The 21,980-nt window shown below is 62.9% G+C and carries 23 protein-coding genes; 20 read left to right on the plus strand and 3 right to left on the minus strand.

Annotated features, from left to right (window positions below; genetic code table 11):
* Positions 1-14 precede the first annotated feature (14 nt).
* From eno to ispD, 3 genes are all read left to right on the plus strand, one after another.
* Entirely contained in the window at positions 15-1,304 is a 1,290-nt protein-coding gene (gene eno / locus HU738_RS08545; protein ID WP_176506548.1) for a phosphopyruvate hydratase, read from the plus strand.
* A 156-nt stretch (positions 1,305-1,460) separates the two neighbouring features.
* Positions 1,461-1,742 (plus strand): cell division protein FtsB, encoded by a 282-nt coding sequence (gene ftsB / locus HU738_RS08550; protein WP_054885359.1) that lies wholly within the window; start codon positions 1,461-1,463, stop codon positions 1,740-1,742.
* The gene (gene ispD / locus HU738_RS08555) at positions 1,739-2,446 is read left to right on the plus strand and encodes a 2-C-methyl-D-erythritol 4-phosphate cytidylyltransferase (RefSeq protein WP_186603186.1); all 708 of its coding nucleotides are present in this window, start codon (positions 1,739-1,741) and stop codon (positions 2,444-2,446) included. The genes ftsB and ispD overlap by 4 nt, the downstream gene beginning before the upstream one ends.
* Before the next feature lie 65 nt (positions 2,447-2,511).
* On the opposite strand, the gene HU738_RS08560 is transcribed toward ispD, so the two are convergent.
* Positions 2,512-3,408, minus strand: coding sequence for a LysR substrate-binding domain-containing protein (locus HU738_RS08560; protein WP_054885357.1), 897 nt, complete (start codon positions 3,406-3,408; stop codon positions 2,512-2,514).
* A gap of 108 nt (positions 3,409-3,516) precedes the next feature.
* On the opposite strand from HU738_RS08560, the gene HU738_RS08565 reads away from it, so the two are divergent.
* From HU738_RS08565 to rpoS, 8 genes are all read left to right on the plus strand, one after another.
* The gene (locus HU738_RS08565) at positions 3,517-4,629 is read left to right on the plus strand and encodes an S-(hydroxymethyl)glutathione dehydrogenase/class III alcohol dehydrogenase (protein WP_016712915.1); all 1,113 of its coding nucleotides are present in this window, start codon (positions 3,517-3,519) and stop codon (positions 4,627-4,629) included.
* An 8-nt stretch (positions 4,630-4,637) separates the two neighbouring features.
* On the plus strand, positions 4,638-5,492 hold the full coding sequence (gene fghA, locus HU738_RS08570; protein ID WP_176506546.1) for an S-formylglutathione hydrolase: 855 nt from the start codon (positions 4,638-4,640) through the stop codon (positions 5,490-5,492).
* Positions 5,493-5,568: 76 nt separating this feature from the next.
* Positions 5,569-6,042, plus strand: coding sequence for a 2-C-methyl-D-erythritol 2,4-cyclodiphosphate synthase (ispF, locus tag HU738_RS08575; protein WP_054885354.1), 474 nt, complete (start codon positions 5,569-5,571; stop codon positions 6,040-6,042).
* Positions 6,039-7,097: a tRNA pseudouridine(13) synthase TruD gene (truD, locus tag HU738_RS08580; protein ID WP_176506545.1), complete on the plus strand. Its 1,059-nt coding sequence runs from the start codon at positions 6,039-6,041 to the stop codon at positions 7,095-7,097. The genes ispF and truD overlap by 4 nt, the downstream gene beginning before the upstream one ends.
* On the plus strand, positions 7,085-7,834 hold the full coding sequence (gene surE / locus HU738_RS08585; protein WP_110639791.1) for a 5'/3'-nucleotidase SurE: 750 nt from the start codon (positions 7,085-7,087) through the stop codon (positions 7,832-7,834). Before truD ends, surE begins: the two co-directional genes overlap by 13 nt.
* 41 nt (positions 7,835-7,875) lie before the next feature.
* Entirely contained in the window at positions 7,876-8,514 is a 639-nt protein-coding gene (locus tag HU738_RS08590; RefSeq protein WP_176506620.1) for a protein-L-isoaspartate(D-aspartate) O-methyltransferase, read from the plus strand.
* A 160-nt stretch (positions 8,515-8,674) separates the two neighbouring features.
* Entirely contained in the window at positions 8,675-9,538 is an 864-nt protein-coding gene (locus HU738_RS08595; RefSeq protein WP_186603185.1) for a peptidoglycan DD-metalloendopeptidase family protein, read from the plus strand.
* Positions 9,539-9,647: 109 nt separating this feature from the next.
* Positions 9,648-10,655, plus strand: a complete 1,008-nt coding sequence (gene rpoS, locus HU738_RS08600) for an RNA polymerase sigma factor RpoS (RefSeq protein WP_016392283.1) — start codon at positions 9,648-9,650, stop codon at positions 10,653-10,655.
* A gap of 502 nt (positions 10,656-11,157) precedes the next feature.
* On the opposite strand, the gene fdxA is transcribed toward rpoS, so the two are convergent.
* Both fdxA and mutS read right to left on the minus strand, forming a co-directional pair.
* The gene (fdxA, locus tag HU738_RS08605) at positions 11,158-11,481 is read right to left on the minus strand and encodes a ferredoxin FdxA (RefSeq protein ID WP_176506544.1); all 324 of its coding nucleotides are present in this window, start codon (positions 11,479-11,481) and stop codon (positions 11,158-11,160) included.
* Positions 11,482-11,621: 140 nt separating this feature from the next.
* The gene (gene mutS / locus HU738_RS08610; RefSeq protein WP_176506543.1) at positions 11,622-14,195 is read right to left on the minus strand and encodes a DNA mismatch repair protein MutS; all 2,574 of its coding nucleotides are present in this window, start codon (positions 14,193-14,195) and stop codon (positions 11,622-11,624) included.
* A gap of 163 nt (positions 14,196-14,358) precedes the next feature.
* Here mutS and HU738_RS08615 point away from each other — a divergent pair, with 163 nt between their 5' ends.
* The 9 genes from HU738_RS08615 (at position 14,359) to HU738_RS08655 (ending at position 21,949) form a co-directional block, all read left to right on the plus strand.
* The gene (locus tag HU738_RS08615) at positions 14,359-15,426 is read left to right on the plus strand and encodes a hypothetical protein (RefSeq protein WP_186603241.1); all 1,068 of its coding nucleotides are present in this window, start codon (positions 14,359-14,361) and stop codon (positions 15,424-15,426) included.
* A 35-nt stretch (positions 15,427-15,461) separates the two neighbouring features.
* A complete protein-coding gene (locus HU738_RS08620) occupies positions 15,462-16,208 on the plus strand; it encodes a LexA family transcriptional regulator (protein WP_099814888.1) in 747 nt (248 codons plus the stop codon).
* A gap of 480 nt (positions 16,209-16,688) precedes the next feature.
* Complete coding sequence (locus HU738_RS08625) at positions 16,689-17,027, plus strand: phage holin family protein (RefSeq protein WP_060479503.1); 339 nt, start codon at positions 16,689-16,691, stop codon at positions 17,025-17,027.
* A gap of 11 nt (positions 17,028-17,038) precedes the next feature.
* Positions 17,039-17,536 (plus strand): hypothetical protein, encoded by a 498-nt coding sequence (locus tag HU738_RS08630; RefSeq protein ID WP_186603184.1) that lies wholly within the window; start codon positions 17,039-17,041, stop codon positions 17,534-17,536.
* Entirely contained in the window at positions 17,533-18,093 is a 561-nt protein-coding gene (locus HU738_RS08635; protein ID WP_176506540.1) for a phage baseplate assembly protein V, read from the plus strand. The genes HU738_RS08630 and HU738_RS08635 overlap by 4 nt, the downstream gene beginning before the upstream one ends.
* A 72-nt stretch (positions 18,094-18,165) precedes the next feature.
* Positions 18,166-18,492 carry a GPW/gp25 family protein gene (locus HU738_RS08640; protein ID WP_054885343.1) on the plus strand — a complete coding sequence of 109 codons (327 nt, stop codon included), beginning with the start codon at positions 18,166-18,168 and terminating at the stop codon, positions 18,490-18,492.
* Entirely contained in the window at positions 18,489-19,370 is an 882-nt protein-coding gene (locus tag HU738_RS08645; protein ID WP_176506539.1) for a baseplate assembly protein, read from the plus strand. Before HU738_RS08640 ends, HU738_RS08645 begins: the two co-directional genes overlap by 4 nt.
* Position 19,371: 1 nt before the next feature.
* On the plus strand, positions 19,372-19,980 hold the full coding sequence (locus HU738_RS08650) for a phage tail protein I (protein ID WP_186603183.1): 609 nt from the start codon (positions 19,372-19,374) through the stop codon (positions 19,978-19,980).
* Complete coding sequence (locus tag HU738_RS08655; RefSeq protein ID WP_202884334.1) at positions 19,973-21,949, plus strand: phage tail protein; 1,977 nt, start codon at positions 19,973-19,975, stop codon at positions 21,947-21,949. Before HU738_RS08650 ends, HU738_RS08655 begins: the two co-directional genes overlap by 8 nt.
* Positions 21,950-21,980 lie beyond the last annotated feature (31 nt).

The following is a 21,980-nucleotide window of genomic DNA, read 5'->3' on the forward strand; positions in this document are numbered from 1 at the left end:
GAGTGCTTACAACAATGGCAAAAATCGTCGACATCAAAGGTCGTGAAGTTCTCGATTCGCGTGGCAACCCCACCGTGGAAGCCGATGTACTGCTCGACAACGGCATCATCGGCAGCGCTTGCGCGCCGTCCGGTGCTTCCACCGGCTCGCGCGAAGCGCTGGAGCTGCGTGATGGCGACAAGAGCCGTTACCTGGGCAAGGGCGTGCTGAAGGCCGTCGCCAACATCAACGGCCCGATCCGTGACCTGCTGCTGGGCAAGGATCCTTCCGACCAGAAGGCCCTGGACCGCGCCATGATCGAACTGGACGGTACCGAGAACAAGGCCAAGCTGGGCGCCAACGCCATCCTCGCCGTGTCCCTGGCTGCCGCCAAGGCCGCTGCACAGGATCAGGACCTGCCGCTGTACGCGCACATCGCCAACCTCAACGGCACCCCGGGCCAGTACTCGATGCCGGTGCCGATGATGAACATCATCAACGGTGGCGAGCACGCCGACAACAACGTCGACATCCAGGAGTTCATGGTTCAGCCAGTGGGCGCCAAGACCTTCTCCGACGGCCTGCGCATGGGCACCGAGATCTTCCACCACCTCAAGGCCGTGCTGAAGGCCCGTGGCCTGAACACCGCCGTGGGTGACGAAGGTGGTTTCGCTCCGAACCTGGCGTCCAACGAAGACGCTCTGGGCGCTATCGCCGAAGCGGTCGAAAAAGCCGGCTACAAGCTGGGCACCGACGTGACCCTGGCCCTGGACTGCGCGGCTTCCGAATTCTACGAAGACGGCAAGTACAACCTGTCCGGTGAAGGCAAGTCGTTCGATGCCGAAGGGTTCGCCGAGTACCTGAAAGGCCTGACCGAGCGCTTCCCGATCATCTCGATCGAAGACGGCCTGGACGAGTCCGACTGGGCTGGCTGGAAGATCCTGACCGACAAGATCGGTGCCAAGGTCCAGCTGGTCGGCGACGACCTGTTCGTGACCAACACCAAGATCCTCAAGGAAGGCATCGAGAAGGGCATCGGTAACTCGATCCTGATCAAGTTCAACCAGATCGGCTCGCTGACCGAAACCCTGGAAGCCATCCAGATGGCCAAGGCTGCCGGCTACACCGCGGTGATCTCGCACCGTTCCGGTGAAACCGAAGACTCGACCATTGCCGACCTGGCCGTGGGTACCGCTGCTGGCCAGATCAAGACTGGCTCGCTGTGCCGCTCCGACCGCGTCTCGAAGTACAACCAGCTGCTGCGCATCGAAGAGCAACTGGGCGCCAAAGCGGTTTACCGTGGTCGTGCCGAGTTTCGCGGCTAAGCAAGAGATGGTAAAAAGACAGCAGCCGAGGCTGTCGGAAGTTTCATAGTGAAATTTCTGACGCTTCATGCGGGTTTCTGTCAACGAAGCCTGGCCTCGGCCAGGCTTCGTGCTATATGACGCCCGTGTGCGGCGGTCTTTAACCTGGATACCTTGATGCGCAGTCCCTATTGGTTGTTCCTTGTCCTGCTCCTGCTGCTCGGTGGCCTGCAGTACCGCCTTTGGGTGGGTAACGGCAGCCTGGCGCAAGTGGCCGAGCTCAAGCAGCAGATCGACGAACAGCATGCCGAGAACGAACGGCTGCTGGAGCGTAACCGTGTGCTCGATGCCGAGGTGATGGAGTTGAAGAAAGGTATGGAGACCGTCGAAGAGCGGGCTCGTCATGAACTGGGAATGGTCAAAGAGGGCGAAACCCTCTTCCAGTTGCCGCAAAAATGACTGAAACACTGCCGGCCTTCTGGGCCGTGATTCCTGCTGCGGGCGTCGGTGCCCGCATGGCTGCCGACCGCCCCAAGCAATATCTGGAGCTGGCGGGGCAGACCCTTCTCGAGCACAGCCTCGACTGTTTTCTTGGCCACCCCTCGCTCAAGGGCGTGGTGGTCAGCATTGCCGAACACGATCCGTACTGGCCGGGGCTGCGCTGCGCCAACGACCCGCGCATCCAGCGCGCAGCGGGTGGTGACGAGCGCGCCGACTCGGTGCTCAGTGCCTTGCTGCTGTTGCATGCCCAAGGGGCTTCGGACGACGACTGGGTGCTGGTGCACGATGCGGCACGGCCGAACCTTGCGCGCAGCGACCTCGACAAGCTGCTGTCGGAACTGGCCGATGATCCGGTCGGCGGCCTGCTGGCGGTGCCGGCACGGGATACCCTCAAGCGCGCCGATGCCCATGGGCGGGTTGCCGCGACGGTCGATCGCAGTACCATCTGGCAGGCTTACACGCCGCAGATGTTCCGTTTGGGGGCGCTGCATCGGGCCTTGGCCGAAAGCCTGGTTTCCGATGTGGTAGTGACCGATGAAGCGTCGGCCATCGAATGGTCTGGGCAGGCGCCGCGGCTGGTCGAAGGGCGCAGCGACAACATCAAGGTGACCCGGCCGGAAGACCTGGAATGGCTGCGCCAGCGCTGGGCCGGGCGGCGCTGATCGGCGTATTTCTGATCCGGCCTCTTCGCGGGTTTACCGGCGAAGAGGCCGACAAGGCCAACGCATCAGCCATGCCGGTACTCAGGCAACCCGGCCAACCCTTCCTTGAGATAATCCACGAGCCGTCTGACTTTAGGCGACAGGTGCCGCTGCTGCGGATACAGCGCCCACACCGCCGTATTCGGCGGCTGATGCCCCTCCAGCAACGACACCAGCGCCCCACTGTTCAGATGCTCGAGCACGTAATAGTCGGGCAACTGACACAAGCCCATCCCCAGCAGCGCCGCATCCAGCACTGCCTGGCCGCTGTTGCAGCGCCAGTTGCCTTGCACCCGCTGGCTGATCTCGCGGCCATCCTGCTGCAAGGCCCACAGGTCGGAACTGCCGATCAGGCAATTGTGCCGGGCCAGTTCCGACAGGCTGTGCGGCCGCCCGTAACGCTCCAGGTACGCTGGCGACGCGCACAGGTACATGCGCCGCGGTGCAAGGCGCGTGGCCACCAGCCGTGAGTCTGCCAGGCGGCCGAGGCGGATCGCCAGGTCCATGCCTTCGTGCAGCAGGTCGAGGGTGCGGTTGCTCAGTTCCACTTCGACCCGCAGTTGCGGATACAGCGCCATGAAACGCGTCACCAGCGGCACGATAAAACGCTCACCATAGGCTACCGCACAGGTCATGCGCAGCAGCCCCTTGGGTTCGCTGGCCAAGTCGCCCATGGCGCGCAGCGCTTCCTCGCGGCCGTCCTGCAGGCGCTGGCAATGCTGCAAAAAGGTCTGCCCGGCTTCACTCAGGGCTACCCGACGAGTACTGCGGTACAGCAAGCGGGTCTGCAGGCGTTCTTCCAGGCGGGCGATCTGCCGGCTGATGTGCGACGACGACACGCCCAGGCGCTCGGCTGCCGCCGTGAACTGGCCCGACTCGGCCACGGCGACGAATTCGTCGATGCCTTCCCAACGGCTGCTCATGGATTATCCCTGTATGGCAATAATGTTTTGGCTTTACCTGGATTATTCACCAAAAGCGCCTGGATTACACTGCGGGACTGAATCGATCCTCTGTCTGGAGACCCTGTGATGATCAAGTCCCGTGCTGCCGTTGCCTTCGAGGCCAAGAAACCCCTGGAAATCGTCGAAGTCGACGTGGCCATGCCCAAGGCCGGCGAAGTGCTGCTGCGCGTGGTCGCCAGCGGTGTTTGCCACACCGACGCCTACACCTTGTCCGGCGCTGACCCGGAAGGCATCTTCCCGTCGATCCTGGGTCATGAAGGCGGTGCGATCGTCGAAGCAGTGGGCGAGGGCGTGACCTCGGTGGCGGTGGGCGATCACGTGATCCCGCTGTACACGCCGGAATGCGGCAAGTGCAAGTTCTGCCTCTCGGGCAAGACCAACCTGTGCCAGGCCATCCGTGCCACTCAGGGCAAGGGCCTGATGCCGGACGGCACCACTCGCTTCTCGTACAAAGGCCAGCAGCTGTTCCACTACATGGGCACCTCGACCTTCTCCGAGTACACCGTGCTGCCGGAAATTTCCGTGGCCAAGATCCAGAAGGAAGCCCCGCTGGAGAAGGTCTGCCTGCTCGGCTGCGGCGTCACCACCGGGATCGGCGCAGTGCTCAACACCGCCAAGGTCAAGCCCGGTGACACCGTGGCCATCTTCGGCCTCGGCGGCATCGGCCTGTCGGCAGTCATCGGCGCAGTCAAGGCCAAGGCCTCGCGCATCATCGCCATCGATATCAACCCGGCCAAGTTCGAGATCGCCCGCCAGCTGGGTGCCACCGACTGCATCAACCCGAAAGACTACGACCGCCCGATCCAGGAAGTGATCGTCGACCTCACCGACGGCGGTGTGGACTTCTCGTTCGAGTGCATCGGCAACGTGCAACTGATGCGCGCGGCCCTGGAATGCTGCCACAAGGGCTGGGGCGAGTCGGTGATCATCGGTGTCGCCGGTGCCGGCCAGGAAATCGCCACCCGTCCGTTCCAGCTGGTGACCGGGCGCGTCTGGCGGGGTTCGGCATTCGGTGGCGTGCGTGGCCGCAGCGAGCTGCCAAGCTACGTGGAAATGTCCGAGAAGGGCGAAATCCCGCTGGATACCTTCATCACCCACACCATGGGCCTGGAGGACATCAACAAGGCCTTCGACCTGATGCACGAAGGCAAGAGCATCCGCAGCGTGATCCACTTCTGAGGTGAGCCATGAGCCTGGATAACATCTCCTGCCAGAAGAGCTTCGGCGGCTGGCACAAGCGTTACCGGCATCACTCCAGGGTGCTGGGCTGCGACATGGTGTTCGCCGTCTACCTGCCGCCGCAGGCCGAGCAGGGCGAGAAGCTGCCGGTGCTGTACTGGCTCAGCGGCCTCACCTGCACCGACGAGAACTTCATGCAGAAGGCCGGCGCCCAGCGCCTGGCTGCCGAGCTCGGCCTGATCATCGTCGCCCCCGACACCAGCCCGCGTGGCGAGCAGGTGCCGGGCGACCCTGACGGCGCGTGGGACTTCGGTCTCGGCGCAGGGTTCTACCTCAATGCCACCCAGCAGCCTTGGGCGCAGCATTACCGCATGCACGACTATGTCGTGCAGGAGCTGCCGGCACTGATCGAGGCGCACTTCCCGGCGTCCGACCAGCGCAGCATCAGTGGCCACTCCATGGGGGGCCATGGCGCGCTGGTGTGTGCCTTGCGCAACCCAGGGCGCTATCGTTCGGTGTCGGCGTTCTCGCCGATCAGCAACCCGATGGACTGCCCGTGGGGCGAGAAGGCCTTCAGCCGCTACCTGGGCGAAGACCGCGCGCGCTGGCGCGAGTGGGATGCCAGTGTGCTGCTGGCGGAAACCGCTGCAGGCGAGTGCCCGCCGTTGCTGGTGGACCAGGGCGACCGTGATGACTTCCTCGAGAAGCAGCTCAAGCCTGAAACGCTGGAGCAGGCCGCACGCAAAGGCGGACATGCGCTGACCCTGCGCCTGCAGCCTGGTTATGACCACAGCTACTACTTCATCGCCAGCTTCATCGATGAGCACCTGCGCCATCATGCGATGGCATTGGGGCGGGTGTAACAGCCTGGTCCAAAAGCCGCCCAACCACCTGCAAAGCGGGTAGAATCACGCCCTGACTCAATCAGGGCGTTTTTCTATGCGTATTGGCCACGGCTACGATGTGCACCGTTTCTGCGACGGTGATTTCATTACCCTGGGTGGGGTGCGTATCCCTCACAAATACGGCCTCCTGGCCCATTCTGACGGTGACGTGCTGTTGCACGCCTTGAGCGATGCCTTGCTCGGTGCTGCGGCGCTGGGCGACATCGGCAAGCACTTCCCGGATACCGACCCCCAGTTCAAGGGCGCCGACAGCCGCGTGTTGCTGCGTCATGTGGTCGCTATCGTCAAGGCCAAGGGCTGGAAGGTCGGCAATGTCGACGCCACCATCGTCGCCCAGGCGCCGAAAATGGCTCCGCATATCGAAACCATGCGCCAGTTGATTGCCGAAGACCTGCAGGTCGAACTCGACCAGGTCAACGTCAAGGCCACCACCACCGAGAAGCTGGGTTTCACCGGTCGCGAGGAGGGCATCGCTGTGCATGCGGTCGCCCTGCTGCTGCCAGCATGACCGAACTGGACCTGCTGGGCCCGCGCGCGTCGGGTGAATCATTGGGCAGCGCAGTGCTCAAAGCCGTCGCCGAAGACTTCCAGGTCGACGAGGTGCTGGACATACCGCTGTCCGGCCAGGGCGAGCACCTGTGGCTGTGGGTAGAGAAGCGTGACCTCAACACCGAAGAAGCCGCGCGCCGCCTGGCCCGTGCTGCTGGCGTACCGGTACGTGCCATCAGCTATGCCGGCCTCAAGGACCGCCAGGCCCTGACCCGTCAGTGGTTCAGCCTGCACCTGCCGGGCAAGGCCGACCCGGACCTGTCGCGTGCCGAAGACGACAGCCTGCGCGTATTGAAGCAAGTGCGCCACCAGCGCAAGCTGCAGCGCGGCGCTCATTCGGCGAACGGCTTCACCCTGCGCCTGACCGCCCTGGCAGCCGACCACCAGGCCCTTGATGCACGCCTGCAACAGCTCAGGGTGCAGGGCGTACCGAACTACTTTGGCAGCCAGCGTTTCGGCTACGGCGGTGGCAATGTCCACGATGCTCGGGACTGGGCATCGCGCAAGGCCCTGCCAGAGCAGCGCAACGTGCGTTCGCGCCTGCTTTCGGCAGCACGCAGCTACGTGTTCAACCAGGTGCTGGCGGCGCGAGTCGCCGATGGCAGCTGGCAGCGCGCTCAGGTCGGGGATCTGTTGGCGTTCACCGACAGTCGTAGTTTCTTTCCGGCGGGCGAGCAGGAATGTTCTGATCCTCGCCTGGGAATCCTTGATTTGCATCCCACCGGCCCGATGTGGGGTGAAGGGCCGTCGCCCGCAACCGGTGCGACTTTCGAGCTGGAAGCGGCGATCGGCGAGCAGCACCTGGCGCTATGCCAATGGCTGGCATATGCGGGCATGAGTCACGAACGGCGCATCCTGCGGCTCCCTATTGGCGGCCTGACGTGGCATTATCCCGAGCCTGATATCCTGCAACTGGAATTCGTCCTTCCGGCCGGATGCTTCGCCACCGTGGTGGTGCGCGAACTCGTCGATCTGGTGCCGGCAGGGCAGACGGACAGCCCATGCGTATTCTGATTTCGAATGACGACGGTGTTACGGCACCTGGCCTCGCCGCGCTCCACGGTGCGCTGGCGGATTATGCCGAGTGCGTGGTGATCGCCCCGGATCAAGACAAGAGCGGCGCCGGCAGTTCGCTGACGCTGGACCGGCCGCTGCACCCGCAGACCCTGGCCAATGGTTTCATCAGCCTCAACGGCACGCCGACCGACTGTGTGCACCTGGGGCTCAATGGGTTGTTGCCCGAGCCGGTTGATCTGGTGGTTTCGGGCATCAACCTGGGGGCCAACCTGGGTGATGACGTGATCTATTCCGGCACGGTGGCCGCCGCGCTGGAGGGCCGCTTCCTGGGCGGCACCTCGCTGGCGTTCTCGCTGTTGTCGCGCCAGCCCGACAACCTGCCGACGGCTGCCCACATCGCCCGGCGCCTGGTCGAGGCACTGCCGCGCCTGCAATTGCCGCCGCGCACCGTGCTCAACGTCAACATCCCCAATCTGCCGCTGGAGCACATCCGCGGGATCCAGCTGACCCGCCTCGGCCATCGGGCGCGGGCGGCGGCACCGACCAAGGTCGTCAACCCGCGCGGCAAGGAAGGCTACTGGATCGCCGTGGCCGGCGACGCCGAGGACGGCGGGCCTGGCACCGATTTCCATGCGGTCATGCAAGGCTATGTGTCGATTACGCCCTTGCAGCTGGACCGCACGTTCAACGATGCCTTCGAACAGCTCGACGGCTGGCTGGAGGGCCTGCTCTGATGCGTGAACAGGACGATCTGCAGCGCCGTGGCGGTATCGGCATGACCTCTCAGCGCACCCGCGAGCGGCTGATCCAGCGCCTCTACGAGGAAGGCGTGTCGAACGCCAAGGTGCTCGAGGTGATTCGCCGTACCCCGCGCCATCTGTTCGTCGACGAGGCGCTGGCGCATCGGGCATATGAAGACACGGCGCTGCCGATCGGGCACAACCAGACCATCTCCCAGCCGTTCATGGTGGCGCACATGAGCGAGCTGCTGCTGGAAGCCGGGCCGTTGGACAAGGTGCTGGAGATCGGCACCGGTTCCGGCTACCAGACCGCGATCCTGGCCCAACTGGTCGAGCGGGTGTTCTCGGTGGAACGGATCAAGGTGCTGCAGGATCGGGCCAAGGAGCGCCTGGTCGAACTCAACCTGCGTAACGTGGTGTTTCGCTGGGGGGATGGCTGTGACGGCTGGCAGGCGTTGGCGCCCTACAATGGCATCATCGTCACGGCGGTGGCGGCGGAAGTGCCGCAGGCGCTGCTCGATCAGCTGGCGCCGGGCGGGCGCATGGTGATCCCGGTAGGCCAGGCCGGTGAGGTGCAGCAGTTGATGCTGATCGTGCGCGAAGAGCACGGTTTCTCCCGTCGCGTCCTGGGCGCGGTCCGGTTCGTGCCGCTGCTCAACGGCCCGCTGGCCTGAAGCGCCGGGAATATTTGCAGCAGCAACGAATTCTTGCGGCAAGGCCCTGTCTATCTGGCGGGGCCAGAGCCCTGCCAATGCCGTGTGGCTTGGTTATAATTGCAACAATATTGCATTTCTTTTCGTCTTATCGATTTTCGGCACCATGAGGGGAGCGCGGGTGGGGCACACAGTCATTCGGCAGCGCAAGGATCGGTCGGCTTTCAAGCTTCTGCTGATTGCACTGGCCATGGGCACCTTGCTGACAGGTTGCTCCAGCACCAGCAGCAGTTCCAGCGGTGCGCGCGTGGTCGATCGAAACGCTGCAGCGCCCAAGCGGCCGGCAGTGACGTCGGGGCAGTACGTCGTCAAGCCTGGCGATACGCTGTTCTCCATCGCCTTCCGCTATGGTTGGGACTACAAGGAGCTGGCGGCACGTAACGGCATCGCCGCGCCTTACACCATTCGCCCGGGCCAGGCCATTCGTTTCAGCAGTGGCGCCTCCGGCAGCAGTACCGTGGTCTCCAGCCCGTCCTCATCGAGCCGGACAACGGTCATTCGTCGCCCTGCCGGGGCACCTGTCAGCCCCGCCGGGAACGGCGGAAAGTCGACGCCAACAACCCCCGCCACGCCTGCTCCGGTGGTTACCACGGTGCCCGCCGCAGAGCGTGCGGTGGGGAACTGGACGTGGCCAGCCAATGGCGTGCTGATTGGAAAATTCGCTTCAAACGGTAGTTTGAATAAAGGCATTGATATCGCCGGTGATTTGGGACAGCCTGTTTTTGCTGCGTCTGATGGTACGGTGGTCTACGCCGGGAGTGGCTTGAGGGGCTACGGCGAACTGATCATCATCAAGCACAGCGACACCTACGTCAGTGCCTACGGTCACAACCGCAGGCTGTTGGTTCGGGAGGGGCAGCAGGTCAAAGCAGGGCAGTCGATTGCTGAAATGGGGTCTACGGGCACAGATCGGGTGAAGCTGCATTTCGAGATTCGCCGCCAGGGCAAACCCGTCGATCCGCTCCAGTTCCTGCCACGCCGTTGATCGTTGTACCCCGGCCTGTTCCTTGGATGTAGAGGGGACAGGCTCCTGCGATGCCAGGGAGACAGGCGCCGCAAGAGTCTGAGTTCGAACTCAGCAAAGGACTATAACAATGGCTCTCAGTAAAGAAGCGCCGGAGTTTGACATCGACGATGACGTCCTCCTCATGGAGACGGGCATCGTTTTGGAAACGGATGTGGTGTCAGACGAACCTGCTGTACCTTCGGTTCGGACCAGAGCGAAATCGGGCTCTTCGCTCAAGCAACACAAGTACATCGATTACAGCCGGGCGCTCGATGCCACCCAGCTGTATCTCAACGAGATCGGATTCTCGCCTCTGCTTTCGCCGGAAGAAGAAGTGCACTTTGCGCGCCTGTCGCAAAAGGGTGACCCTGCCGGCCGCAAGCGCATGATCGAAAGCAACCTGCGCCTCGTGGTGAAAATCGCCCGCCGTTACGTCAACCGTGGCCTGTCACTGCTCGACCTGATCGAGGAGGGCAACCTGGGCCTGATCCGCGCGGTGGAGAAGTTCGACCCGGAACGGGGCTTCCGCTTTTCGACCTACGCGACCTGGTGGATCCGCCAGACCATCGAGCGGGCGATCATGAACCAGACCCGCACCATCCGCCTGCCGATCCACGTGGTCAAGGAGCTCAACGTCTACCTGCGTGCCGCGCGGGAACTGACCCAGAAGCTCGACCACGAGCCTTCGCCTGAAGAAATCGCCACTCTGCTGGAAAAGCCGGTCGCCGAGGTCAAGCGCATGCTGGGCCTGAACGAGCGGGTGTCTTCGGTGGACGTGTCGCTCGGCCCGGACTCGGACAAGACCCTGCTCGATACGCTGACCGACGACCGCCCGACCGATCCGTGCGAACTGCTGCAGGACGATGACCTGTCGCAGAGCATCGATCAGTGGCTGGGTGAGCTGACCGACAAGCAGCGGGAGGTTGTGGTACGCCGCTTCGGCCTGCGTGGGCATGAGAGCAGCACCCTGGAAGACGTTGGCCTGGAAATCGGCCTGACCCGCGAACGGGTGCGGCAGATCCAGGTGGAGGGGCTCAAGCGCCTGCGCGAGATCCTCGAGAAGAACGGACTTTCCAGCGAGTCGCTGTTCCAGTAAGCCAGGCTTTACGCTGTCTGAAGCGCCCCGATGACCTCGGGGCGTTTTTGTTTGTGCTATCTGGGTGAGGCGGGTAGCAATCCGGGGCTGAGCATTGTGTACGGCGCTACCCCTCATGCATGGCGTGTAAGCTTTTGCTTACTCTTTTTGTAAGCCATCGGTGTAACTACCAGTAAATCAACGTCGCTTTCAGGTCTGGTTTTTTCCTAACCAACTGAAATATAGATATTTTTTGGCTGTGTGGAAATGTGTCCCCAGTAACATCCCGACAGATCTCGCAGTTGCCTGCCTCAAGGAACTCGCTAGTATTCGAACTGTGCACACGGACATGCACAGGCTTTCAGGGAGAAGGCCAAGGACATCGCAAGAAGCGATTTCATCAGGATGATGTTTGGGACAAGCAGGGACTACGGAAAAAATGTGGGCGGGTCAAACCGCCCCTTTTTTTTGCCCGCAGAAAATGAAAAAAGGCCCGTTGCGGGCCTTTTTCGTGTCCGGGCGCTTAGCGCTCCAGATCGGCAATCTTGCCAGGCTTGCCATCCCATTCTTCTGCGTCGGGCAGGGCGTCCTTACGCTCGGTGATGTTTGGCCAGATTTCTGCCAGCTCGGCGTTGAGCTCGATGAAGTTTTCCATGCCTGCGGGGATCTCGTCTTCAGAGAAGATCGCCTGGGCCGGGCATTCAGGCTCGCACAGTGCACAGTCGATGCACTCGTCCGGGTGAATCACCAGGAAGTTCGGGCCTTCGTAGAAGCAGTCCACCGGACAGACTTCCACGCAGTCGGTGTATTTGCATTTGATGCAGTTGTCGGTGACGACGAAGGTCATTTCTAGTTCTCTCCTCAGGCGACGGCGGCGGCCCTTCCTCTCAGGGCCGCGCGGTTTACGGGCATGTGGCTGCAGGCCAGGCTAATAGCCTGCAGCACCAGCAAACCGCGGCGGATTCTACCAGCTTGTAGTGGGCGCCGTTATAACAGGTTCTTTAGTTGATATAGCGTTTCGATAGCTTGACGCGGGGTCATGTCGTCCAGGTCCAGCTTGCCCAGCTTCTCGATGGCCGGGTGTGGCAGGCTGGCGAACAGGTCGCTCTGGTGTGGGACTTGCGGCTCGTCCTTGGCCTTTTTGCTCAGCGGGGCTTCATGGGGCAGGCTGGTGGTTTCCAGCCGGCCCAAATGCTCGCGTGCGCGCAGGATCACTGGCGCCGGCACGCCCGCCAGCTGCGCCACGGCCAGGCCGTAGCTCTGACTGGCCGGGCCAGGCAGCACGTGGTGCAGGAAGACGATACGCTCGTTGTGCTCGGTGGCATTCAGGTGCACGTTGGCCACCAGCGGTTCACTCTCCGGCAGCACGGTCAGCTCGAAGTAGTGGGTGGCGAACAGGGTGTAGGCACGCAGCTCGGCCAGGCGCTCGGCTGCAGCCCAGGCCAGTGACAGGCCGTCGAAAGTGCTGGTGCCGCGGCCGACTTCGTCCATCAGCACCAGGCTGCGGTCGGTGGCGTTGTGCAGGATGTTGGCGGTTTCGCTCATCTCGACCATGAACGTCGAACGCCCACCGGCCAGGTCGTCGCTGGAGCCGATACGGGTGAAAATGCGATCGACCAGTGACAGCTCGCAGCGGGCGGCCGGAACGAAACTGCCGATGTGCGCCATCAGCACGATCAGGGCCGTCTGGCGCATATAGGTGGACTTACCACCCATGTTCGGGCCGGTGATGATCAACATGCGCGTGCTGTTGTCCAGGCTCAGGTCGTTGGCCACGAACGGCGTGGTCAGCACCTGCTCGACCACCGGGTGGCGGCCTTGCTCGATGCGCAGGCACGGCTCGTCGGTGAAGCGCGGGCAGTTCAGGTCGAGGTTCAGCGCACGTTCGGCAAGGTTGCTCAGTACGTCGACCTCGGCCAGCGCGGCGGCGCTGTCCTGCAGTGGAGCCAGGTGGCTGATCAGGGTTTCCAGCAGCGCGTCGTAGAGCATCTTTTCGCGCGCCAGGGCACGGCTCTTGGCCGATAGCGCCTTGTCCTCGAAGGCCTTGAGTTCGGGTGTGATGAAACGCTCGGCGCCTTTGAGGGTCTGGCGGCGGATGTAGTCGCCCGGTGCCTGCTCGGCCTGCTTGGTCGGCAGCTCGATGAAGTAGCCGTGCACACGGTTGTAGCCGACCTTGAGGTTGGCAAGGCCGGTGCGGGCCTTCTCGCGGGTTTCCAGGTCGATGAGGAACTGCCCGGCGTTCTCGCTGATCGCCAGCAGCTCGTCCAGCTCGCTGTCGTAGCCGGCCTTGAGCACGCCGCCATCACGGATGACCGCTGGCGGGTTGTCGATGATGGCACGCTCCAGCAGGCTGGCCAGCTCCGGGTAGGTGCCGGTGATGGCGGCCAGGCGTGCCAGGTGCGGTGCTTCCAGCTCGCTCATGGCGTTCTGCAGCTCGGGCAAGGCACCGAGAGCATCGCGCAGGCGCGCCAGGTCTCGCGGTCGGGCATTGCGCAGGCCGATACGGGCGAGGATGCGCTCGATATCGCCGATTTCCTTGAGCTGCGGCTGCAGCTTTTCGAAGCGGTAGCCGTCGAGCAGGCAGCGGATCGAGTCCTGGCGTGCCTGCAGCACTTTGAGGTCGCGCAGCGGGCGGTTCAGCCAGCGCGTCAAGAGCCGGCTGGCCATGGCGGTCTGGCAGCGGTCGATCACCGATTGCAGGGTGTTGTCGCGGCCACCGGCCAGGTTGATGTCCAGCTCCAGGTTGCGGCGGCTGGCGCCGTCGAGGATCACCGTGTCGTCCAGGCGCTCGTGGCGCAGGCTGCGCAGGTGCGGCAGGGCCGTGCGCTGGGTTTCCTTGGCGTAGGTCAACAGGCAACCGGCGGCACCGATGGCCAGGGTCAGTTTGTCACAGCCAAAGCCCTTGAGATCCTTGGTCGCGAACTGCTGGCACAAGGCTTTGCGCGCCGAATCGCGGTCGAAGTCCCACGGCGCGCGGCGACGGGCGCCCGGGCGTTTCTCGGCGGGCAGGTCGCGTGGCCAGTCGTCGGGGATCAGCAGCTCTACCGGGTTCAGGCGCTCGAGCTCGGCCAGCAGGTTTTCCCAACCTTTGATCTCCTGGACGCTGAAGTTGCCGCTGGTGATGTCCAGTACCGCCAGGCCGAACAGGCGTTCGTCGCCGAGCAGGGCGGCAATCAGGTTGTCGCGGCGCTCGTCGAGCAGGGCCTCGTCACTGACCGTGCCGGGGGTGATGATGCGCACCACCTGGCGTTCCACCGGGCCCTTGCTGGTGGCCGGGTCGCCGATCTGCTCGCAGATCACCACCGACTCGCCAAGCTTGACCAGCTTGGCCAGATAGCCCTCCAGCGAATGGAACGGAATCCCGCACATGGGGATCGACTGGCCGGCCGACTGACCGCGCGCGGTCAGGGTGATGTCCAGCAGCTTCGCGGCTTTCTTCGCATCTTCGTAGAAGATTTCGTAGAAGTCGCCCATGCGGTAGAACATCAGCTGGTCCGGGTGCTGGTTTTTCAGCTTCCAGTACTGCTGCATCATCGGTGTGTGTGCGGAAAGATCAGACATTCGGGGCCTTACAGCGGGTGATCTGGTTGGCGATTGTGAAACCGGCAATGGTACAGGCTTTTTTGCCGAGTTGCAGGCGAGGCGCGCGGCAAGCAGTGTGGTTAAGCGCCGCGCACTTCTCTACAATGCCCCCCCTTTGCAGCGCGATCCCCCGAATTTCACGATGAATGTTTCCAGCACGGTCTCTTTTGCCAAACAGCAGCTGATCTACCTACTTTATGGTGAGCGGCGGATCTACCAGCTGGAGGCGAAACTGAGCATCCTCACCGCGCTGGCGCGCAGCAAGCCTGGGGAACTGCCGACCATTCGCGTGCTGACCGACCAGCCGCAGGCCTTCGATGGCTGGCCCGTGGAAGTGATCGCTCTTGAGGCGGAACAGCTCCAGGCCTGGAGCGGCGACGGTGGCTATATTCACCGCCGCAAGGCATGCGCAATCGCCCATGCTGCGCCGTGGGCAGACAAGACCATCTTCATCGATACCGATACCGTGTTCCTGCAGTCACCGCTGCAGTTGTTCCAGCAGGTTGATGCGCGCCAGTTCCTGGTGGATGAAATCGAGATGAGCTGGGTAGAGGCTTTACGCGCCAACTACTACGCAAGTTTCACCCAGGCGCTGACCGACTGCGGGGACGCGCCGGCAAGCGACTTGCGGCTTTGTAACAGCGGAGTACTGGGCTTTTCCCTGGAAAACGCCGGTATCGCCGAGCGTGCCGTGCATCGCATAGACGCCTGGACGCCTTATGCTGCTACCCTGCATACCATCGAGCAGATCGCCTTTTCATTCGAGCTGCATGGCAAGCAGATCAACCAGGCGCGGGGCGTCATCAGCCACTACTTCGCGATGAAGCCGTTTATTCATGCCGTTCTGGAGGTCTTCTTCGCGCGCCATGGTGATCGCTTCGATGCGCGCATGCTCGAGCTGGCGTTGCAGGTGCCGGTGCAAAGGCCAGAACCCTCCTGGTTCGATCGCCTTACCGCCAAGTGGAGCCTCAAGCGGCTGCCGCCAGAAATGCGTGGCATCGGACGCAAGCTGCTGTATGGCAGTTTCATCGGCAACGACGAGTATCAACAGGCATGCAAGGTGATCTGGTGGCGCTCGGCGCTCGAGGACATGCGCCGGCAGGGTGGTTGCGACTGGTCGAACGGTTGGCCCCGGGGCTTGCCGCGTCTGCCAGAGGCCGACGAACAAGTGGTCATGGCAATGGCTCGTGAAAGCCTCGAGGTGTGCTGAACGCTGCATTGCATTCGCTGCCTTATGCCTGCATTATGCACGCTATGCAAAAACGCAACGTAGCCTCCGTACTCAGAGAACTGCTCGACCGCCACGGCCTGTCCCCGACGGAGCTGTACCGGCGCACGGGTGTCCCTCAATCCACCTTGTCGCGGATTCTCGGCGGCAAGATCGTCGACCCTTCCGACAAGCACGTGTCGAAGATCGCCGAATACTTCGGCGTGAGCACCGAACAGTTGCGCGGGCGTGCCGAGCTTGGCGAGTCGCGCGAAGCCGCGCTGCCGGCCCATGGCCACGCGGACCTCAGCGACATCAGCCTGTGGGACGATGAAACCCCCGTCGAGGATGACGAGGTGTCGGTACCTTTCCTTCGTGAGGTCGAATTGGCAGCAGGATCAGGAAGATTCGTCATCGAAGAGAGCGAGCGTGCGCGGCTACGTTTCGGCAAGCGCAGCCTGCGTCACAATGGCGTGCAGTTCGACCAGGCCAAGTGTGTGACCGTGCGTGGCAACAGCATGCTGCCTGTGCTGCGGGACGGTGCGACGGTCGGGGTGAATACCGGCAAATGTTCGATTGGCGACATCATCGATGGTGACCTCTACGCCATCAACCACAATGGCCAGCTGCGCGTGAAGCAGGTCTACCGCCTGCCTACCGGCATCCGCCTGCGCAGTTTCAATCGCGATGAGCACCCCGACGAGGATTACAGCTTCCAGCAGATGCAGGACGAGCAGATCAGCCTGCTTGGGCATGTATTCTGGTGGGGCATGTACGCTCGCTGACAGCCTCACGGCTAAACAAACCCGCTTCGGCGGGTTTTTTTTCGCCTGCAGAAAAGCCCTACAAACCATGCCGCGCATGGCTTGCATGCATATCAGCAAAAATAAGTGCATAGAAAAGTGAGGAAATGCATTGACTGCATATGCATTAATGCATAGCCTGTGTCTCAAGCCGGACGGAAACCGGTTGTTACACAGGCAGCGATGGACAGGCCTCAACTGTCCAGAGGGTTGGCAACTGGCCCGGGTGTGCAGCGTAAAGCACCACGAACAGTTATCCGGCGGGCAGGTGGCCGCGGTCGGAGTCACCAATTTGTAGCGCAACCGCGCGGCGTCACCAGTCGTGGCCGCCGGTTCGACAACGCATTACTGAAAGGCCTGGCGAGCCGGGCCTTTTGGAATGCCGAGGCTTTTGAAAGAGACAGAGTACCCACAACCCGCCTGCTGGCCCCTGCCAACAGGCATTACACAGGAGACAGGACAGTGACGAACGAGCAACAAGCGTTGCTGGAAATGCCGCTCTGGCTGGTAATCGTCCTGGCATTGCTGGGGGGCCTCAGCGGTGAGATGTGGCGGGCTGACAAGGCCGGAGCCACGGGCTGGTCGCTGCTGCGACGGCTGGCGCTGCGCTCCGGGGCCTGCATGGTCTGCGGCGTGTCGACGGTGATGCTGCTGTATGCCGGTGGCCTGTCGATCTGGGCGGCCAGTGCATTTGGCTGCATGACTGCGGTTGGCGGCGCCGATGTCGCCATGCGCCTTTACGAACGCTGGGCGATCCGGCGCCTGGGCTTGCGCGACAGTACCCAAGCCGACGAGCGATAAGGAGAATATGCATGAGCGAACTGGCCACTTTGCATGCGGCCGTGACCGCAACCATTCGTGAGGCGATGCCGGAACTGGCATCGGTAGATGCCTATACGTTCGTAGGAAATGCCCCTGAGCGCCCCGCGCTGCGCCACGGCATCGTGCAAATGACGGCAGATGCAGCACCGCGCGATGGCCGCTCGGTGTTGATTGCCACCTTCGAGGCCGACATCACCGCCGACAGCGCCAACCCGCAAGCGCGCCTGCAGGGCAGCCTGCTCGCCGCACAACTGATGGACCTGCTGCGCCAGCAGCATTGGGCACTGGACTTCGTCGAGGCCAGCCGCAACGTGCAGGCGCAGTTCGAGGGCAGCGCCTGGACCGTGCGCTGGGACCAGCCGGTGCTGCTCGGCGAGGCCCGCTGGAACTGGCCGGACCAGCCTCCCGGTAGCCTGGTGCTGGGTTTCGCGCCGGAAATCGGCGTGGGTAATGAAGCGCAGTACATCGCCCCCGAGGAGCTGTCATGAGCTATGTCAGCGCCATGCATGACCGCATGCTGGCCTGCCTGGTCATCCCTTGCCGGGTGGTGGCGGTTGACCTTGCCGCCGCCCGGGTGCGGGTGTCGGACGGCAGCGGCTGGACCAGCGCCTGGCTGCGCTGGCACGCCCAGGCGGCCGGCCAGGCGCGGCACTGGCGAGCCCCCAGCCTGGGCGAGCAGGGCGTATTGCTCAGCCCTAGCGGCGAGCCGGCCCAGGGCACCTTCCTGGCAGGGCTGTATGGCAATGCCGGCAGTGCGCCGGACACCCGCGCGCATGTCGAGGTCTGGCGTTTTCCCGATGGCGGTTCGCTCAGCTACGACTGGCAGGCCAGCCACTACGACATCGAGCTACCTGGCGGCAGCGCGACGATCAAGGTCGGCGCCAGCACCGTGCAGGTCAGCGAAGCGGCGATCAGCCTGCAGGCGGCAGCGATACATCTCACAGGCAATGTCACGGTCGACGGCCCACTGCAGGTGAGCGGCGACATCAATGGCGGTGGGCGGATCATCGACACCGCCGGCAACACGGCCAACCACAAACACTGAATCAAGCCCGCGCATGCGGGCTTTTTCATAACAGGAGAATGCCATGCATACCCATGAACAGGGCGGTGCACCATGATCGGCATGGACCGCCGCACCGGCCAGCCGCTGGCCGGCATCGATCATTTGCGCCAGTCCATTGAAGACATCCTGACCACGCCGCTGGGCAGCCGGCGCATGCGCCCTGAATACGGCAGCCAGCTGCGGCGTTTCGTCGACTTGCCGGTCAACGAGGGCTGGAAGAGTGCCGTGCAGGCCGAAGTGGCTCGCGCACTGGGCCGTTGGGAGCCCCGTTTGCAACTGGATCGGGTCAAGGTCGTCGCCGTGCTCGATGGCCAGGTCAGCCTGGCCTTGAAGGGTCGCTACCTGGGCGATGAAGCGTTGCTGGAGGTGCGCGTATGAGCCAGGTCGACCTGTCACAACTGCCAGCTCCGCAGCTGTTGGAGGACCTCGACTACGAAGCCCTCTATCAGGCCGATCTGCAGACCTTTCGCGAATACCTGGGCGACGGCTGGACCGCCAGCCTGGAGAGCGATCCGGTCACCAAACTGCTCGAGGTCGGCGCCTATCGCAAGCTGCTCAACCGGGCCCGCATCAACGACGCTGCCAAGGCGTTGCTGTTGGCCTACGCCCAAGGCAGTGACCTGGACCAACTGGCGGCCAATGTCAGCCTGCAGCGCCTGGTGATCCAGGCCGAGGACCTGGCCAGCGTGCCGCCCGTCGAGGCCTTGCTGGAGTCCGACGATGCGCTTCGTGAGCGGGTACAACTGGTCTACGAAGGCCTGACCACGGCCGGCCCACGCAACAGTTACATCCTGCACGCCCGCAACGCTTCGGGGCAGGTGGCTGACGCCACCGCCGAAAGCCCGTCGCCGGCGGTGGTGGATGTCACCGTGTTGGGGCTGGAGGGCAATGGCCAGGCCAGTGCCGAGCTGCTGGCGCAGGTGGCCACCTACCTCAATGACGATGACATCCGCCCGGTCGCCGATCGGGTCAATGTGCGCAGCGCCGAAATCCTGCCTTATCGCATCGATGCGGTGCTGTACCTGGCCGACAGCGGTCCTGAGTACGAGGCGATCCTCACCGAGTGCCAGCGCCGTCTCGAGGCCTGGATCAATCCACGGCGTCGCCTGGGCGTGGAAGTGGCGCGCTCGGGCATCGATGCCCAGCTGCATATCGACGGTGTCAGCCGGGTCGAGCTGGGCGGTTGGGCCGACATCCGCCCGAGCAAGGCGCAGGCGGCCTGGTGCACGGGCTACACCCTCAAGCGGGGTGGCTGACATGCAGAGCCTGTTGCCGCTCAATCGCACAGCGCTGGAGCGGGCCATCGAAGTGGCGGCCGATGAGGACCTGAGAGTCAGCCTGCGCCGTCTCTACAGCCCGGACAGTTGCCCCGCGCACCTGCTGTATCACCTGGCCTGGGCCTGGTCGGTGGACCGCTGGGAAGACAGTTGGAGCGACGAGATCAAGCGTTCGGTGATCCGCGCTGCGTTCTTCGTTCACGCCCACAAAGGCACCCTCGGCGCGCTCAGGCGGGTGGTGGAACCGTTCGGTTACCTGATCGAGGTGGAGGAGTGGTGGCAAGCCACGCCCCCCGCACCAGCGGGGACCTTTGCCCTGAAGATCGGCGTTTCCGATGCGGGCATCAGTGAAAGCACCTACCAGGAACTGTCATCGCTGATCGATGACGCCCGGCCCGTCAGCCGCCACCTGACCGGGTTGGTGATCAGCCTCGAAAGCCGGGGCGCCCTTCATGTCGGCTGCGCAATCCAGGACGGTGACGAACTGGACATCTACCCGCCGACGCTACGTGACATCGAGATCACCGGCGTCGTTGGGCGAGGCGGCCGCGAACATACAATCGATACCTTGGACATTGCACATGGTTGACCAGACTTCTCAGTTCTACGCGATCCTCACCAATGTGGGCGCGGCGAAACAGGCCAATGCCGATGCCTTGGGCATTGCCTGGACAATCACCCAGATGGGCGTAGGCGACGCCAACGGCACCGACCCCACCCCCAACGCCACCCAGACCGCCCTGATCAACGAATGGCGCCGCGCGCCGTTGAACCAGCTGAAGGTGGATGACAAGAACAGCGCGATCATCATTGCCGAGCAGGTCATTCCGGCGGATGTCGGCGGCAAGTGGATCCGCGAGATCGCGCTTTACGATGCCGATGGCGACATGGTGGCCGTGGCCAACTGTGCGCCGACCTTCAAGCCGCTGCTGAGCCAGGGCTCGGGACGTACCCAGGTGGTGCGGATGAACCTGGTGGTGAGCAGTGCCAGTAATGTGCAGCTGAAGATAGATCCGGCGGTGGTGCTGGCTACTCGGGAATGGGTGACCGAAGAGTTGGCGAAGCAGGATTTCAAGCATTCGGTGTTGGTAGCGACAACGGCAAACATTGCCTTGAGCGGGTTGCAGACTATAGATGGCGTAGCGCTTGTCGCGGGAGCGCGAGTCTTGGTCAAGAACCAGGCGGCTGCTAAGGACAATGGCATCTATCTGGCTGCTGCGGGGGGGTGGAGTCGCAGCAGCGACGCTGACACCGATGCAAAAGTGACCCCTGGACTTTTGATATTGGTGGAGAGGGGGGAAGCCAATAGCGACAGCGCCTGGCAGCTAGTCAGCGACGGGCCGATTACATTGGGTGTCAGTGCCCAGCAGTACGAAATGGCATTCGGGCGCAGCGGAATTTCGGCGGGCACTTATCGCAGTGTGACGGTCGATAAGTATGGTCGTGTGTTTGCTGCGACTAATCCAAGCACGGTAGCAGCTTACGGCCTCACAGATGTTCTAACGACCTCTCAAGTTAACAGCGCGCTTAGTCTCAAGGCTAATCTGGCCAGTCCGGTGTTTACGGGGCTTCCCCGCGCTCCAACCGCTGCTCGGGATGACAATAGTACTCAATTGGCTACAACGGAGTTCGTCAAGCAGCTGGGTTTTAACTTGCCAGGCCCTGCAGTCGGATTATCTAACGGGCAAACCTTGAGTCAGGCGCATGCTGGCAAGTATTGCACCATGTCCGGAGTAGGGAGTTGGGAAGGAACCTTAAATCTTCCCGATTCGGGAGTAACAAGCGGGTCGATTTTCATTGTGTCGGTAGGCTCCGGTAATGGAACGCTGACGATAAATGCGCCTCGCTCTGGCAAAGGGTATGTTGCCGTTGGTTCAACGTCTTATGCGGCGGTGACCGTTACGCATCTCGACCCGCCATTGATCTTGGCGTGTCTTTCCGACGGTATTTACGGGGTCGTTGCGGGCGGAGCAACAAGTGCTACCAGCGCTAACTTTCCTTTTCGCGGTCGCGCGCTCTATGCCAAGGCAGGTACTTACCAATGGAAAGTACCTGCCAATGTAACTCGAGTGCTCGTCGATCTACGCGGGGGGGGAGGCAGCGGTGCGTTCGGGCCTGTTGAGACTGGCGCGGGTGGCGGCGGTGGCGGAGGAATCTGCAGCCGCATCTGCGCTGTTACCCCTGGAGAAAGCATCACTGTAACGGTGGGTGCAGGCGGCAAAGCCGTAAATGTCGTAAATACGGCTGGCTCATGGGGAGGTACATCGTCGTTCGGTTCGTTCTGTTCCGCAACCGGGGGAGAGGGGGGAACGCTATTTAACGGTGCAGGCGGCGGCATGGGGGTTGGTGGAGACTTCAATGCCTCCTTGGGGGCAGGCTCCCCGCCGGTACGCAACACTAACAACTCTGGTGCGTGGGGCGGGCCTGGCGGCGGTGGGGAATCAATTTATGCCGGTTCTGACAGTTCCACACCGACACAGCCGGGCATGGGCGGCGGCGGTCGTACGGTTATTATTTCGCAGTCGGGCGCCGATGGCTGCGTAGTCATTACTTACTGAAGAGAATTGATATGTGGGCACGAATTGCAAA

Source organism: Pseudomonas vlassakiae (assembly GCF_014269035.2).
Lineage (GTDB): Bacteria > Pseudomonadota > Gammaproteobacteria > Pseudomonadales > Pseudomonadaceae > Aquipseudomonas > Aquipseudomonas vlassakiae.